The sequence below is a fragment of the Achromobacter mucicolens genome, from assembly GCF_902859725.1.
Lineage (GTDB): Bacteria > Pseudomonadota > Gammaproteobacteria > Burkholderiales > Burkholderiaceae_B > Achromobacter > Achromobacter mucicolens.
The window spans coordinates 46,304-61,885 of the sequence record NZ_CADIJP010000016.1 but is presented as its reverse complement, the minus strand read 5'-3'; the positions used below and the strand labels follow the sequence as shown (position 1 = coordinate 61,885).

The window sequence follows — 15,582 nt, the reverse complement described above, 5'->3', positions numbered from 1 at the left end:
GGTCCTGGCCGCGTCGGGCCGCGCTAGTCCTTGCGCAGCTTGCCCGGCAGCAGCGGCCCCTGCATCTCGCGGATGGCTTCGACGAATTCGCCGATGTCCTCAAAGCTTTTGTAGACCGAGGCGAAACGCACGTACGCCACCTTATCCAGCTTGCGCAGCTCGTTCATGACGAGCTCGCCGATATGTTCGGACGGCACCTCGCGCTGGCCGCTGGCCAGTAACTGCTCTTCGATCCGGGCAACGGCGGCATCCACGTCCTCCGTGCTGACGGGGCGTTTGCGCAGCGCAAGGCTCAGGCTTGCGCGCAATTTGACAGGATCGTATTCGCTGCGGCTGCCATTGCGCTTGACGATCGACGGCATGGCAAGCTCCACCCGCTCATAGGTCGTGAACCGCTTGTCACAGGACAGGCAGCGGCGGCGACGGCGAATGGCGTCGCCCTCTTCGGAGACCCGGCTGTCGACAACCTGCGTTTCGGCATTGCCGCAAAATGGACACCGCATGTGTGATCCCTAAAGACACTGGTGGCAATAATTGAGCATATTGTAACGACGGGCATCATGCAAAGCGTCAATTCGGACGACTGTCCCGCCGCGGCCGCCTGGCCGATTGCCAGCCAGGGCGCCGCCTGCATGCCCAAAAAGAACAAGGGACGGCGTCTCGCGAAACCGTCCCTTTGCCCGATTCCCGTTCGCGGCGTGGCCGCGCCCGGGTCGCCTGCTTACTTCTTGCCGTAAACCGGCAGGCGCGAGGTCAATTCATTGACCTTGGCGCGCACGGCGGCGATGTTGGCTTCGTCGCGCGGATTGTCCAGCACGTCGGCGATCAGGTTGGCCGTCAGCTCGGCGTCGGCTTCGGTGAAGCCTCGAGTCGTCATGGCCGGCGTGCCCAGGCGGATGCCGCTGGTCACGAAGGGCTTTTCCGGATCGTTCGGGATGGCGTTCTTGTTGACCGTGATGTGGGCCTGACCCAGCACCGCTTCGGCTTCCTTGCCCGTGATGCCCTTGGAACGCAGGTCCACCAGCATGACGTGGCTCTCGGTACGGCCCGAGACGATACGCAGGCCACGCTTGACCAGCGTGTCGGCCAGCACCTTGGCGTTCTTGACGACTTGCTGGGCGTAGTCCTTGAATCCGGGTTCCAGCGCTTCCTTGAAGGCCACGGCCTTGCCGGCGATGACATGCATCAGCGGACCGCCCTGGATGCCGGGGAAAATCGCCGAGTTGATGATCTTCTCGTGCTCGGCCTTCATCATGATGACGCCGCCGCGCGGGCCGCGCAGCGACTTGTGCGTGGTCGAGGTGACGAAGTCGGCGTGCGGGACCGGGTTGGGGTAGGCGCCGCCAGCAACCAGGCCGGCGTAGTGGGCGATGTCGACCATGAACAGCGCGCCGTTTTCACGGGCGATGCGGGCCATGCGTTCGAAATCGATGTGCAGGGCGTAGGCCGACGCGCCAGCCACGATCAGCTTGGGCTTGTGTTCCTTGGCCAACTGCTCGACCTGGTCGTAGTTCAGGACTTCGTTTTCGTCCAGGCCATAGGAGATGAAGTTGTACAGCTTGCCCGAGGCGTTGACCGACGCGCCGTGCGTCAGGTGGCCGCCTTCGGCCAGGCTCATGCCCAGCACGGTGTCGCCCGGCTTGAGGACCGCCATGTACACGCCCTGGTTTGCCTGCGAACCCGAGTTGGGCTGCACGTTGGCGGCTTCGGCGCCAAAGATCTGCTTCAGGCGGTCGATGGCCAGCTGTTCGACCACGTCCACGTATTCGCAACCACCGTAGTAGCGCTTGCCCGGGTAGCCTTCGGCGTACTTGTTCGTGAGCTGCGTGCCCTGCGCTTCCATGACGGCGGGGCTGGCGTAGTTCTCAGAAGCGATCAGCTCGATGTGCTGCTCTTGGCGCTGGTCTTCCTTCTGGATGGCGGCCCAAACGTCCGGGTCAGCCTTGGACAAGGTGAGGTTGCGGTCAAACATGACGGGGGTTTCCTGAGGCAGGTAATGGAAAAGAAACGGCAGATAAGAAAACGGCGTCGGGCGGGTAAACCCGGAGAATGCTGAGTAGTTTACCCCGTCGCGCGGGATCATTTGCGCTTAAAACCACCGGAACCGCGCCAAATTCCGGCGCACGGGCGCGAAAACCACGGCTTGACCACGCGGCCGGAAACGGCACTCATGCCGACTTGAGAAAGTTTCATGCAAGGGTGTTCACGGCACAGCCGACGGTGTGACCGGCCGTACCGCCGCCTTGCCGCCATGAAAAAGGGCCGCACTAGGCGGCCCTGCGTACACCTGGCTGAACGTCAGGTCGAGGTGGCCCCGATTTGCTTGGGCGCGAGCCTCGGATTCAGCGTATAGGTCCCGGTCAGCGACGCCTTCGCTAGCACGTGCTTCTGGATTGCCCGCAGCGCGTCTTCGCCGGTGAAAGAGCCCTGCAGGTTCAGGCTGGGCACGTCCAACGCATACAGGGTGAAGATGTAGCGATGCACGAGGGCATCGTTCCAGGGCGGGCACGGACCGTCGTAGCCGAAGTACTCGCCGCTCATGTCGTGGTCATTGGCGAACCACGACGAGTAGGAATTGATGCCCTGGCGGGCGTCCATTGGCGCCAGCGGGCCACCCTTGCCGCGCGGCGTGATGCCGTTGGAGAACGCGCCTTCGTCGATCTCGCGCAGGTCGGCCGGCAGGTCCACCAACACCCAGTGGAAGAAATCCACGCGGTCCAGGTCGGCGGGCACTTCGCGGCCTTCCTGGTTGACGTCGTCTGGGCGCGAGGGCACATCCGGATCGTGGCAGATCAGTGCAAACGACTGTGTGCCCGCGGGGACGTCGTCCCAGGAAAACTGCGGGTTGAAGTTATCTGCCAGCGCGACGTGCGATTGCGCATCGATCTTGCCGAAAGCGTAGCGCTCGGGAATCGACTCGTGATCGGAAAATGACAAACTCGAAAGTTCCATGTCGTGCTCCTGTAAATGCCGCAAAGGCGCTCTGCCCCTGTCTGTACCCTCAGCGTATCAAAACTTCGCAATTACGGGTTCAAGTTAACACGGGCGAACTTTCGCTTGCCCACCTGAACGACGTAAGTCCCGGCCGGCAATTGCAACGATTTGTCTTCCACGCGATCGCCGTTGACGCGCACCCCGCCCTGCTCGACGTTACGCTGCGCTTCCGAGCCGGAGGCGACCAGGCCCGCTTCGCGCAGCAGCTTCAGAATGCCCACCGGCGCGCCGCCGATATTGACCTCGGGCATGTCCTCGGGAATCGCGCCGTCGCGGAAACGCGCCTCGAACGAAGCCAGCGCATCGTCGGCGGCCTTGGCGGAATGGAACCGCGCGATGATTTCCTGCGCCAGCATGACCTTGGCATCGCGCGGATTGCGCCCGCCATCGATCTCTTGCTTGAGCGCCGCGATCTCCTCCAGCGAGCGGAAGGACAGCAGTTCGAAGTAGCGCCACATCAGCGTGTCGGAGATCGACATCAGCTTGCCGAACATGGAATCGGGCGACTCTGAAATGCCGATGTAGTTGCCCTTGGACTTGGACATCTTCTCTACGCCGTCCGTCCCGACCAGCAGCGGCATCGTCAGGATGCACTGCGGCTCCTGTCCATACTCTTTTTGCAGTTCGCGCCCGACCAGCAGGTTGAACTTCTGATCGGTGCCCCCCAGCTCCAGATCTGACTTCAGCGCGACCGAGTCGTAGCCCTGCATCAGCGGATACAGGAATTCATGGACCGAGATCGGGATACCGCCCTTGAAGCGCTTGGTGAAGTCCTCGCGCTCCATCATGCGCGCCACCGTGTAACGCGACGCGAGCTGGATCATGCCGCGGGCGCCGAGCGGGTCGCACCATTCGGAGTTGTAGCGGATCTCGGTGCGGGCGGGATCCAGCACCAGGCTAGCCTGCGCGTAATAGGTCTTGGCGTTGGCCTCGATCTGCTCGCGCGTGAGCGGCGGGCGGGTGCTGTTGCGGCCGCTGGGGTCGCCGATGGTGGAGGTGAAGTCGCCGATGAGGAAGATGACGTTGTGCCCCAGGTCCTGGAGCTGGCGCATCTTGTTCAGCACCACCGTGTGGCCCAGATGGATGTCCGGTGCGGTCGGATCCAGGCCAAGCTTGATGCGCAGCGGCACGCCGGTGGCGCGGCTCTTGGCCAGCTTGCGGGCGAATTCGGACTCGACCAGCAGCTCATCGCAGCCGCGCTTGGCTATACGCAGATCGGCTTCGACTTCAGGTGTGATGGGGGCTTCGGTGGGTGACATGACAGGGGGGCCAATGCGGCTTCAGCCGACAAAAAGGTGTAAAAAGTGACGAAAACTATCGTAAATTCTAGCCGAATCAGCTAGGATACCGGCCTAATCATACGCAACTGCCATATGTACGCAGTTGCGTTCGCTCTACCATCCCTTGTTCACAAGATGCGCCCCGCGCCAGCCCTTGCCCCGGAAACGGTGCGCGCGAGGGCCGTTCGTGTACCGCACCCTGCGAGTTCAAGCCACCTGAGAGGGTTTTTTCACGATGAATCGTGGCCTCCACGAACTGGCGAGTGGCCTCAAGCGCAAAGTCGCTGCCGTATTTGCGCCCGTTGAGCCCAAGCCCCATCGCTCGGGACTTTTCCGCCGCACGCTTCTCGTCACCGCAATTGGTCTGTTCGCAGGCGCCGCCGCTCTCGGCATGGTGCAGCAACCCGACCGCACCGAACTCCCCCCCTCGCGCGTCATCCAGAGCATTCTGCCGCTGACCGCCGAGCAAGTCGAAGTCAGCACGCCCAGCGCCGCCCCCTACATCAGCGAAACCCGGATCCGTCCGGGCGACACGCTGTCGGCGGTGTTGCAGCGCCTGGAACTCGACGCCCCCAACCTCCAGTCCTTCCTGACCCACGACGCCAGCGCCCGCAGCATCTACAAGCTGTACCCGGGCCGCTCGGTGCAAGCCGCCACGGACGAAGCGGGCAACCTGGTGTGGCTGCGCTACATCCACACGCCCGGCAACGAGACCGACGGCCAGGTCGTGACGCGCATGCTGCACGTCGCCCCGTCCGGCGACGGTTACAAGGCCGAGGAAGTCACCGAAAGCACGGAACGCCAGACCCGCGTCGCGGTCGGCACCATCAAGTCCTCGCTCTTCGGCGCCACGGACTCGGCCGGCATTCCCGACTCGGTCACCATGCAGATGGCCGACATCCTCAGCGCCAAGATCGACTTCCTGCGCGACCTGCGCCAGGGCGATCAATTCCGCGTGGTCTACGAAGTGCGCTCGCACGACGGCCGCTACGCCGGCGCCGGCCGCGTGCTGGCCCTGGAATTCATCAACGGCGGCAAGACCTACAACGCCGTCTGGTTCAGCCCCGACGAAAAGACCGGCTCCTATTACGACTTCGACGGCACCAGCCTGCGCGGCGCCTTCCTGCGCACCGCCCTGAAGTTCAGCCGCATCAGCTCGACCTTCGGCATGCGCATGCACCCCATCCACAAGACCTGGACGGGACACAAGGGCGTGGACTACGCCGCGCCGTCGGGCACGCCGATCCACTCCACCGCGGACGGCACGGTCGAATTCTCGGGCTGGCAGAACGGCTACGGCAACGTGGTCATCGTCAAGCACCACGGCAAGTACTCGACCCTGTACGCGCACCAGAGCCGCATCGCCGAAGGCGTCACCAAGGGCTCGAAGGTGTCGCAGGGCCAACTGCTGGGCTATGTCGGTTCCACCGGCTGGGCCACCGGTCCGCACCTGCACTACGAATTCCGCGTCGACAACCAGCCCATCGACCCGCTGTCGGTGGACCTGCCCGTGGCCCGCGCGCTCGAACCCGCGGAAGTCCGCGCGTTCAACCAGGCGGTTGGCCCCTACAAGCAGCAGATCCAATTGCTGACGCAATTCCAGCAGACGCTGCCCGACGCGCTGACCAACGTGGCCAGCCGCTAAGGCAGGTCCGAAAAAACTGGCCCGCGCGCAGCGGGTGCGGCGGCGGGGCATCAAGCCCCAGCCGCCTTTTTCTTTGGAGGCGCCCGTGAATGCCACCCAGCCCATCCAGCAGGACCGCCGCACACTCTACATTGGCCTGATGTCCGGCACCAGCGTCGACGGCGTCGACGGCGTGCTGACCTGTCTGGACGAGGGCCAGGCGCCTCAGGTGCTGGCCAACGCCAGCCTCCCCATGCCAGAGAATCTGCGGCACGAGCTGCTGTCGCTGAACGAATCGGGCGGCGACGAACTTGCCCGCGCTGCGCTCGCGGCCAATGCGTTGGCGCGTGTCTATGCCCAAGCCGTGTCGGCATTGCTTGCGGATGCGGGCGTGGCCGCCAGCGACGTCAGCGCCATCGGCGCGCACGGCCAGACCGTGCGTCACCGCCCTGACCTTGGGTACACCCTGCAACTGAACGCACCCGCCCTGCTGGCGGAACTGACGGGCATTGCCGTCGTGGCCGACTTCCGTTCGCGCGACGTTGCCGCTGGCGGCCAGGGTGCACCGCTGGTGCCGCCGTTTCACGCCGCCATCTTCGGCGCCAGCCACGGGCGCGCCGTGCTGAACCTGGGCGGCATCGCCAACGTGACGCTGCTCGTGCCCGGGCAGCCGGCGCGCGGCTTCGACACCGGCCCGGCCAACGTGCTGCTGGACGGTTGGTGCCAACGGCATCTGGGCCGCCCTTACGACGCCGGGGGCCGCTGGGCGGCCTCGGGACAGGTGCTGGCGCCCTTGCTTGAACAACTCATCGGCAGCGAGCCGTGGTTCGGCCTGCCGCCGCCCAAATCCACGGGCCGCGACCTTTTCAACATGCAATGGCTCGACGCCCGCCTGGCGGAGTTCGACGGCGCCGCACCCGCGCCGGAGGATGTTCAGGCCACGCTGCAGCGGCTGACGGCCAGAACCGTGGCGGACGCCATCGACCGGGCGGCCGCGGGCACGCAAGAAGTCTTTGTCTGCGGCGGCGGCGCCCACAACGCCGGCCTGATGCAGGAACTGGCGTATTGCCTGCAACGCCCCGTCCGCGCGACCGACGCCCTTGGCGTGCCTGCGCAACAGGTGGAGGCCCTGGCTTTCGCCTGGCTGGCGCACGCGTTCATGACCGGCAAGCCGGCCGGCCTGCCCAGCGTGACGGGCGCGCGCGGCGCGAGGATTCTTGGAGCGCTGTATCCGGCCTGAGCGCGACCCATCACGCGCCCATGCAAAAAGCCCTTCGGCAAACCGAAGGGCTTTTTATCTTTCCTGCCTGGGTGATTACACCGAGAACGAGGAGCCGCAGCCGCAGGTGGTGCTGGCGTTGGGATTGCGGATGACGAACTGCGCGCCTTCCAGGTCTTCCTTGTAGTCGATCTCGGCACCGACCAGATACTGGAAGCTCATCGGATCGACGAGCAATTGCACGCCGGCCTTGTCCAGCACGGTGTCGTCTTCGTTGACGACTTCATCAAACGTGAAACCGTACTGGAAGCCGGAACAGCCGCCGCCCTGCACGAAAACGCGCAGTTTCAGTTCGGGGTTGCCTTCTTCGGCCAACAGGTCTTTCACTTTGGCGGCAGCCGAGTCGGTGAACACCAGGGGAACAGGCGGGGGGGCCTGAAGGTCGACGGTTTCGGTCACTGCATTCATGGTTCACTCCTGGCCGGTACGGCCAAAATTCAGTGAGCGGCGTCGCCGCTCGTATGGTGTCACTATAGCGCAGGGCTTGACCAGACTCAAAGTTCAAGCTTGACACTGCGCGAAGCGCGGACGGTTTCTCCCTCGAGGACGCTGACGGTCACGTTTTCGGGGACAAATCCGTCAGGCACGGCCAGGATGCCCTGACTGCGCTGATACTGGTCGAACTGCAGGGCGAGGGACGCGGCGGTCAGGTTTTCTCCGGTGGCCGTGACGGGGCCGGTCTCAGCCTTGAGCTGCATGGGCGCCAGATCCACCGTGACGGTTTCGCCCTTGAGCACGCCGGTGGCCTGAAAGCGCAGCGCGCCCGCAAAGGGCGTACCGCCATTGCGGCCACTGCGCATCAGCAGGACCTTGTACCGCAAACCGCCGCCCTCGCGGTCGATCTGCATGCTGCGAATGTCCACGGAGCCCTCAGGGCCGGGCGGCAGCAGCTGTTCATAGAAGGCAAGCTGGTCACGCACGCGGCCGAGTTCGGCTTGGGCGGCGTGAAGCTGGGTTTCGAGTTCTTGGCGGGCCGATCGCTCGATGACGAGTTCGCCATCGGCCTTATCGAGCTGGCCGCGAATGTAGCGCAGTTGCGTGGCCTGCTGACGCATGGCCTCGTCCTGCGCCTCGGCCTGCTGGACGCTGATGACCACGGCGTCCTGCGGACGATAGAGCTGGCGCGCGTGGAAGAACCCGGCGATCCCGCCCACCAGCACGCCCAGCAGCAGCATCGCGCACAGGCGCACGACTGCGCCGTGACTTCGCGATGGGGAACGGGCGGCGGGATCTGCGGGCATAAAGAGCAATATTGGCGGCCCGACAAACGGGCCGCCTTGGCGTTACGGCAGGATGGCGACCTGGTCCAGGCCCATCGTTTCGGGGATGCCGAACATGAGGTTCATGTTCTGCACGGCCTGACCGGCGGCGCCCTTGACCAGATTGTCCTGCACCACCATGACGATCAGCAGGTCGCCGTTGCCCGGGCGGCTGAGCGCAATGCGCAGGTTGTTGGACCCGCGCACCGAGCGCGTTTCGGGATGGCTGCCGGCAGGCATGACGTCGACGAAGGGTTCATCGGCGTAGCGCGCTTCGAACAGGGCCTGAAAGTCAGTGTCGCGCGCCTCGGGTTGGATGCGGGCGTAAATGGTGGAGAACATGCCGCGGATCATCGGCACCAGATGCGGCACGAACGTCAGGCCGACCTTGCCGCCGGCCAGCTTTTCCAGCTGGGCGGTGATTTCGGGGTGGTGGCGATGCCCGGCCACGCCGTAGGCCTTGAAGTTGTCGGACGCTTCCGAGAACAGCGAGCCCACCTCCGCCTTGCGGCCGGCGCCGGACACACCCGACTTGCAGTCGGCGATCAGCGTTTGCGTATCGACCAGCGCCTTGCCGCCTTCAAGCAGCGGCGCCAGGCCCAGCAGGACCGTGGTGGGGTAGCAGCCGGGGTTGCCGATGACGCGCGCCTTGGAGATGGCTTCGCGGTTCAGTTCGACCAGGCCGTATTGCGACTCGGCCAGGATGTCCGGGCAGGTATGGGGAATCTTGTACCAGCGTTCGAACGTGGGGATGTCCTGCAGGCGGAAATCGGCGGCCAGGTCGATGACGCGGGTGCCGGCGGCGATGAGCTCTTGCGCCTGCGCCATGGCCACGCCGTGGGGCGTGGCGAAGAAGACGACGTCGCAGTCAGTCAGCGAAGCCTTTTCCGGGGCCGAGAATGCAAGCTTCACACGGCCGCGCAGGTTCGGGTACATGTCGGCGACGGGCAGGCCGTCTTCCTTGCGGGACGTGATGGCAGTCAATTCCACGTTGGGATGCTGCGACAGCAAGCGCAGCAGTTCGACACCGGTGTATCCGGTGCCGCCGACGATACCAACCTTGATGCGGGTGTTCGATGCTTGGGCCATGATGAATGCTCTTCGGAGAACGAATAACGATTGTATCGCTCGGGAATCCCGGTAATGCGGCAGCCGTGCTGGAATTGCCACTGCAAACCTTTTTCCGACCGAACGCGTGGCGCGGAGTTCCGCGCGGGGCGGGCGATGACACGGCAGTGCCGGCCCAAAAACAAAAAGCCCGCCGAAGCGGGCTTTTTGCAGGGCATTAACGCTTGCTGAACTGCTTGCGACGACGCGCCTTGCGGAAGCCGACCTTCTTACGTTCGACTTCACGGGCATCGCGGGTCACGAAGCCAGCTTGCGACAGCGAGGGCTTCAGCGTGGCGTCGTAATCGATCAGGGCACGCGTGATGCCGTGACGGATGGCGCCGGCTTGGCCGGTTTCGCCGCCGCCGTGCACGTTGACCTTGATGTCAAACGATTCCAGGTGGCCGGTCAGTTCCAGCGGCTGGCGCACGACCATGCGGCCGGTTTCACGAGCGAAGAACTCGTCGACGGGCTTGCCGTTGACGACGATCTTGCCAGTGCCCTTCTTGATGAAAACGCGAGCCACCGAAGTTTTGCGACGGCCGGTTCCGTAATTCCAGTTACCGATCATGGCGTTTCCTTAGATATCCAGCGTCTTGGGCTGCTGGGCGGTGTGCGGGTGCTCGGCACCAGCATAGACCTTCAGCTTCTTGATCATGGCGTAGCCCAGAGGACCCTTGGGCAGCATGCCCTTGACGGCCTTCTGAATGGCACGGCCGGGAAAACGCTCTTGCATTTTCTCGAAGTTCGTTTCACGGATACCGCCCGGGTACGTCGTGTGGCGGAAGTACTTCTTGTCTTTCGCCTTGGCGCCGGTAACAACGATATCGGACGCGTTGATGATGACGATGTAGTCACCGGTATCAACGTGAGGCGTGAATTCAGGTTTGTGCTTGCCACGCAGACGACGTGCGACTTCGCTGGCCACACGACCGAGGACTTTGCCCTTGGCGTCGATCACAAACCAGTCACGTTGGACTTCATGCGGCTTGGCCACAAAGGTCTTCATGATGGTTCCTAAGAATAAAAATTTGCTCTGGCCGGAACATCCAGCCAGTGTTCTTTCCCAGACTAGGCCAAAATTTGCAGCCCTTCGGGTTGCAGCCCTTCAGGTACAAATTCCAGCCCATATCGCCCCCCGCCTAAGCGTTATGAATCCGCCCGTGCAAAGGTCAAAATGAGGGAAAGCCTGAAATTCTAACACGGCTGCTCAAAAAATGGGCAAGCGGACAGAATTCGGGCGATTCGCAGCGGCCATCCCTGGACAGCCGCCGCAAAATTCATCTGGGGACACATGCTGCCCCCCCCCCCTGCCCGTCAGGCGCCCAGGTAGGCTTCCAGGACGCGCGGGTGGCCGAGCAGTTCGCGGCCGGTGCCCGTCAGCGCCATGGCGCCGTTTTCAAGCACGTAGCCTTGCTGGGCAATCTTGAGCGCCTGGCGCACGTTCTGTTCGACCAGGAACAGCGTGAGGCCATCGGCGTTGATGGCGCGCAGCGACCGGAAAATTTCCTGCACGACGATCGGCGCCAGACCCATTGAAGGTTCGTCCAGCAAGAGCAGGCGCGGTTTGGCCATCAGGGCGCGGCCGATGGCCAGCATCTGCTGCTCGCCGCCGGACAGGTTGCCGGCCATGCCGCTGATCCGCTCTTTCAGGCGCGGGAACAGGTTGAACACGTATTCCAGATCGGACGCGACGTTCTTCAGGCCGCGGCGATAGGCGCCGAGTTCCAGGTTTTCCAGCACCGTCATGGTGGTCAGGATGGCCCGGCCTTCGGGCACCTGCACGATGCCGCGCGCAACCAGCTGGTTCGGCGCGAGGTTGGTGACGTCTTCGCCCTCGAAGAGGATGCGGCCGCGCGCCTTGGGCAGCAGGCCCGAGAGCGCAAGCAGCGTCGTCGACTTGCCGGCGCCGTTGGCGCCGACCAGGGCGGTGATTTCATTGGCGTTCAGGTCCAGGTCGATGCCGCGCACGGCTTCGATGTGGCCGTAGTTGACCTCGAGCCCGCGGACTTCCAGCATGGCGCTCATTTGGCGGCCTCCGCTTGTTCGGTGTCTTCGTCGTCTTCGCGGCCCAGGTAGGCCTCGATGACCTGTTCGTTGTTGCGGATGTCCTCGGGACCGCCGCACGCGATGATCTTGCCGAAGTTCAGCACCGCGATGCGTTCGCACAAGCCCATGACGAAGCGCATGTCGTGTTCGATCATGAGGATGGTGTAGCCGCGGTCGCGAATGGCCAGGATCTCGCGCATCAGTTCGGCGCGTTCGCCGGTGTTCATGCCGGCGACTGGCTCGTCCAGGAGCAGCAGCTTGGGCTCGGTGGCCAGCGCGCGCGCCAGCTCCAGGCGGCGCTGCTCGCCGTAGGACAGGTTGTCGGCCAGATCGTTGGCCTTGTGGTCCAGGCGCATCCAAGTCAGCAGCTCGTGCGCACGTTCGCGGGCGCGCTGCTCGTGTTCGCGGTAACCCGGCAGGCCCAGCAGCAGGCTGGGGAAACCGTAGTTCATGTGGCGGTAGGCGCCCACGACGACGTTTTCCAGCAGCGTCATCTCCTTGAAGAGACGGATGTTCTGGAACGTGCGGGCGATGCCCATGCGGGTGATGCTGTGCGGCTTCTTGCGCAGCACGCTCTCGCCCTGGAAGGTGATGGAGCCGCCGCTCGGCGGGAGCAGTCCGGTGATCAGGTTGAACACCGTGGTCTTGCCGGCGCCGTTCGGGCCGATCAGGCCGAAGATGGCGCCTTCGGGCACCGACAGGCTGACGTCATGCAGCACATGCAGGCCGCCAAAGCTCTTGGAGACGGAGGAGAGCTCAAGCATGGCGCTTTCCTCCCTGGCGGCTTTGACGCATCCAGCGCTTGAAGCGCGCCGGATCCCAGATGCCTTGCGGCAGGAACAACACAATCACCACCAGGATCACTCCATTCGCGATCAGGCGCAGATCCGCAAATCCGCGCAGCAATTCGGGCAGCGTCGTAATGATGAAGCTGCCCAGCACGGGGCCGGCCAGGCCGCCGATGCCGCCCAGGATCGCCATCGTCAGGATTTCGACGCCGCGGTCGAAGCCGTATTCGTTGGGACCGATGAAGAACGTCAGGTGCGCGTTCAACGCGCCGGCAAGACCGGCGATCACCGCGCCGGCCACGAAGGCCAGCATCTTGTTGGCGCGCACGTCGATGCCCATCATGCCGGCGGCGGTCTCGTCGCCGCGGATGGCGTCGAAGGAACGGCCGATCTTGGAGGCCCGCACGCGCCACAGCACGAACAGCACAATGATCACGGCCAGCAGCACATGCCACCACTGCGTGAGCTGGGGAATCCCGTTCAGGCCCAGTGCGCCGCCGGTGATGGACTCGGTGTTCAGGATGGTCACGCGGACCACTTCACCGAAGCCCAGCGTGGCCATCGCCAGATAGACCCCCGACAACCGCAGCGTCGGCAGGCCGATCAGGGCCGCGACCAGCGCCGGGGCGGCCATGCCGCCCGCCAGGGCGACCGCGAACGGCGCGTCGTAATTCATGGTGAGCAGCGCGGCCGTGTAGGCCCCGATGCCCATGAAGGCGGCGTTGGCCATGGCAAGCATGCCGCAGGCCAGCGTCAGCCAGATGGAGAGGGCCAGGAGTGCATTGGTGCCAAGCGTCAGCACCAGGTTGCCGTAGATGGCCCAGAAATTTTCGAATCCGCTCATACCTTAAGCCTTGCGTTGAACCACTTTGCCGAACAGACCTTGCGGGCGGACCAGCAGGATCAGGAACAGCAGGCCGAAAGCCACCGCGTCGCGCATGGTGGAGCCGATGTAAGCGACGGACAGCACCTCGGCGAAGCCCAGGAAGAGACCGCCCAGCATGGCGCCGCGGATGTCTCCCATGCCGCCCAGGATGATGACCGCGATGCCCTTGTGCAGCATCGGCTGGCCCATCAGCGGGAACAGCGCGTTCGAGTACAGGCCGATCAGCACGCCGGCCACGCCGCCCAGGGCGGCCGCGGCGAACGAGGTGGTGATGAACAGCTTTTCGACGTTGATGCCCAGCAGCCAGGCGGCCTTGGGCGATTCGGCGATGGCGCGCAGCGCGCGGCCGAACTGCGTGCGGCGCATCACGAACATCAGCACGGCCATCAGCGCGAACGACAGGAAGATGATCCCCAGTTCGATGACGGTCAGGTGCAGGCCGGCGACTTCGATGACTTCCTCGGGCACGGTGCCGTGCGGGAAGCGCAGATTGCTGGCGCCAAAGATGCTTTGGGCGCCGTTGTTCAGGATGATGCCGACACCGATGGTGGCGATCATGGGAATCAGGTGGGGTGCGTTGCGCTTGCGCAGCGGCTTGAGCACCAGGTAGTCGATGATGACCCCGGTAAAGCCGGCGACGAAGAACGCAACCATCAGCGCGGCCCACAAGGGCAGGCTGAATTGCTCGACCACGACCAGTGCTGCGTAGGCGCCAACCATGAAGACGGCGCCATGCGCCAGGTTGATCACCCCGAGCACGCCGAAGATCAGCGTGAAGCCCAGCGCGAACAGTGCATACACACAGCCCAGCGACAAGGCATTGACGAATTGTTGTTCGAACATGATGGGACTTTCCAAATCTGATAGGGCCGCCTCGCCGTGCCCACAGCGAGGTCTGGTGTGCTTCCGGGGAAGCTTTCTACTTGGTGAGGCCCTGCGATAAAAAGCGCCTTGCAGACGGCCGGGAGGCCATCCGCAAGGCGCATCCCCCCGCGCGGGGATGCGTACTGCTTACTTCTCGATGACGTACTTGCCGTCCTTGGTCACGCTGACGATCGGCGCCTGGTCGGCGTCGTAACCGGCCGGCTTGCCGGCGCGATCATTGGCCTGACGGAACTTGAACGGGCCGGTGGCGCCGGTCCAGGTCACGGACGGCAGGGCGTCGCGCAGGGCAGCGCGATCCTTGGGCAGTTCGCCGGTGAGCTTGGTGTTCTTCAGGGCCTGGGCGACGATGTACATGGCGTCATACGACTGCGCCGCGAACTGGTCGGGGGCATTCGTGAACTTGGCCTTGTAGGCGTCGATGAACTTGGTGTTCTCGGGGGACTTGTTTTCGATCGACCACGGGCTGCCGATCCACAGATTGTTCGACGCGCCGCCGGGGGCCAGGTCGAAAATCTTGACCGAGTTCATGCCGTTGCCGCCGATGACGGGCACGTTCAGGCCGAGCTGGCGGGCCTGGACCATGATCGGGGCGCCTTCGGCCAGCAGTGCGGACAGCACGATGGCGTCGGGGTTGGTGCCCTTGATCTTGGTGAGCTGGGCCTTGAAGTCCACGTCGCCCTTGGCGAACGTTTCGGTCGTCGTGACCGGGATCTTCTGGTCTTCCAGGGCCTTCTTGAAGTTGTCGTAGCCGCTCTTGGTGAAGACGTCGTCGTTGCCGTAGAGCACCGCCACGTTCTTCAGGCCGGTCTTGGCCTTGACGGTGGAGATGGTGGCGGGCAGCACGTCGGCTTCGGTGACCGAGTTGCGGAACACGTAGTTGCCGATGGAGGTGATGCCGTCGGCGGTGTTGGAGGTGCCGAAGACGACCGTCTTGGCGGCCTGGGCGACCGGGTCGGCGGCCTGGGCGGAGTTCGACAGGGTGGGACCGAAGACCATCAGGACGTTGTCCTTGAAGATCAGCTTCTTGAAGACGTTGATGGCTTCTTCTTTCTTGCCTTGCTCGTCTTCGATCACCAGCACGATCTTGTTGCCGTTGATGCCACCGGCCGCGTTGATTTGGTCAGCCGCGAGCTGGAAACCGTTTCGGATCGACACGCCGTACTGGGCGGCGCCGCCGGACAGGGCTTCAGCCACGCCCAGCTTGATGTCGGCTGCGTGGGCGGCCGGGACGATACCGGCGGCGATCAGCGCGGCCAGCAGCTTTTTGGTCTTGGATTGCATGGTTGTTACCACCTTAAAGTCTGTCTCGGAATATTGGTAATCCGGGCTGATGTAATCCTGCCGGATTGACGTCGATGCCGCCTAAAGGCCGCATGTATGCGCGTCAAGACCCGGGATATTACTCCTTTGTATCAGGCCGAAACTCGAATG

The 15,582-nt window shown here is 64.0% G+C and carries 16 protein-coding genes; 2 read left to right on the top strand and 14 right to left on the bottom strand.

Features of this window, described 5'->3' with window-relative positions; all coding sequences use genetic code 11:
• Window positions 1–23 precede the first annotated feature (23 nt).
• The 4 genes from nrdR to tyrS all read right to left on the bottom strand — a co-directional run bounded on the left by nrdR (window position 24) and on the right by tyrS (window position 4,253).
• Window positions 24–503, bottom strand: coding sequence for a transcriptional regulator NrdR (gene nrdR, locus HV786_RS19760; RefSeq protein WP_056327845.1), 480 nt, complete (start codon window positions 501–503; stop codon window positions 24–26).
• Window positions 504–721: 218 nt separating this feature from the next.
• Complete coding sequence (glyA, locus tag HV786_RS19755) at window positions 722–1,972, bottom strand: serine hydroxymethyltransferase (protein WP_056327844.1); 1,251 nt, start codon at window positions 1,970–1,972, stop codon at window positions 722–724.
• Window positions 1,973–2,298: 326 nt separating this feature from the next.
• Complete coding sequence (locus HV786_RS19750) at window positions 2,299–2,952, bottom strand: YbhB/YbcL family Raf kinase inhibitor-like protein (RefSeq protein ID WP_128829910.1); 654 nt, start codon at window positions 2,950–2,952, stop codon at window positions 2,299–2,301.
• Between the two features lie 71 nt (window positions 2,953–3,023).
• The gene (gene tyrS / locus HV786_RS19745; protein WP_128829909.1) at window positions 3,024–4,253 is read right to left on the bottom strand and encodes a tyrosine--tRNA ligase; all 1,230 of its coding nucleotides are present in this window, start codon (window positions 4,251–4,253) and stop codon (window positions 3,024–3,026) included.
• 256 nt (window positions 4,254–4,509) lie between these two features.
• Between tyrS and HV786_RS19740 the strand changes: the two genes are divergently transcribed.
• Together HV786_RS19740 and HV786_RS19735 are read left to right on the top strand one after the other, a co-directional pair.
• Window positions 4,510–5,919 carry a M23 family metallopeptidase gene (locus tag HV786_RS19740; protein WP_056327841.1) on the top strand — a complete coding sequence of 470 codons (1,410 nt, stop codon included), beginning with the start codon at window positions 4,510–4,512 and terminating at the stop codon, window positions 5,917–5,919.
• A gap of 85 nt (window positions 5,920–6,004) precedes the next feature.
• Window positions 6,005–7,138, top strand: a complete 1,134-nt coding sequence (locus HV786_RS19735; protein WP_175211620.1) for an anhydro-N-acetylmuramic acid kinase — start codon at window positions 6,005–6,007, stop codon at window positions 7,136–7,138.
• A 75-nt stretch (window positions 7,139–7,213) separates the two neighbouring features.
• Here the strand turns inward: HV786_RS19735 and erpA are convergent, their stop codons facing one another.
• The 10 genes from erpA to HV786_RS19685 all read right to left on the bottom strand — a co-directional run bounded on the left by erpA (window position 7,214) and on the right by HV786_RS19685 (window position 15,432).
• Entirely contained in the window at window positions 7,214–7,585 is a 372-nt protein-coding gene (erpA, locus tag HV786_RS19730; RefSeq protein ID WP_056327840.1) for an iron-sulfur cluster insertion protein ErpA, read from the bottom strand.
• 86 nt (window positions 7,586–7,671) lie between these two features.
• Window positions 7,672–8,418 carry a DUF6776 family protein gene (locus tag HV786_RS19725; protein ID WP_128829908.1) on the bottom strand — a complete coding sequence of 249 codons (747 nt, stop codon included), beginning with the start codon at window positions 8,416–8,418 and terminating at the stop codon, window positions 7,672–7,674.
• 42 nt (window positions 8,419–8,460) lie between these two features.
• On the bottom strand, window positions 8,461–9,525 hold the full coding sequence (gene argC, locus HV786_RS19720) for an N-acetyl-gamma-glutamyl-phosphate reductase (protein WP_056327838.1): 1,065 nt from the start codon (window positions 9,523–9,525) through the stop codon (window positions 8,461–8,463).
• Window positions 9,526–9,721: 196 nt separating this feature from the next.
• Window positions 9,722–10,114, bottom strand: coding sequence for a 30S ribosomal protein S9 (rpsI, locus tag HV786_RS19715; protein WP_008163098.1), 393 nt, complete (start codon window positions 10,112–10,114; stop codon window positions 9,722–9,724).
• A gap of 9 nt (window positions 10,115–10,123) precedes the next feature.
• Complete coding sequence (gene rplM, locus HV786_RS19710) at window positions 10,124–10,552, bottom strand: 50S ribosomal protein L13 (protein WP_008163100.1); 429 nt, start codon at window positions 10,550–10,552, stop codon at window positions 10,124–10,126.
• A gap of 308 nt (window positions 10,553–10,860) precedes the next feature.
• Window positions 10,861–11,571 carry an ABC transporter ATP-binding protein gene (locus HV786_RS19705; protein ID WP_056327837.1) on the bottom strand — a complete coding sequence of 237 codons (711 nt, stop codon included), beginning with the start codon at window positions 11,569–11,571 and terminating at the stop codon, window positions 10,861–10,863.
• Complete coding sequence (locus HV786_RS19700; protein ID WP_062841598.1) at window positions 11,568–12,356, bottom strand: ABC transporter ATP-binding protein; 789 nt, start codon at window positions 12,354–12,356, stop codon at window positions 11,568–11,570. Before HV786_RS19700 ends, HV786_RS19705 begins: the two co-directional genes overlap by 4 nt.
• Entirely contained in the window at window positions 12,349–13,224 is an 876-nt protein-coding gene (locus HV786_RS19695) for a branched-chain amino acid ABC transporter permease (RefSeq protein WP_056327835.1), read from the bottom strand. The genes HV786_RS19700 and HV786_RS19695 overlap by 8 nt, the downstream gene beginning before the upstream one ends.
• Window positions 13,225–13,227: 3 nt before the next feature.
• Window positions 13,228–14,109, bottom strand: coding sequence for a branched-chain amino acid ABC transporter permease (locus tag HV786_RS19690; RefSeq protein ID WP_056327834.1), 882 nt, complete (start codon window positions 14,107–14,109; stop codon window positions 13,228–13,230).
• A 168-nt stretch (window positions 14,110–14,277) separates the two neighbouring features.
• A complete protein-coding gene (locus HV786_RS19685; RefSeq protein WP_056327833.1) occupies window positions 14,278–15,432 on the bottom strand; it encodes an ABC transporter substrate-binding protein in 1,155 nt (384 codons plus the stop codon).
• Window positions 15,433–15,582 lie beyond the last annotated feature (150 nt).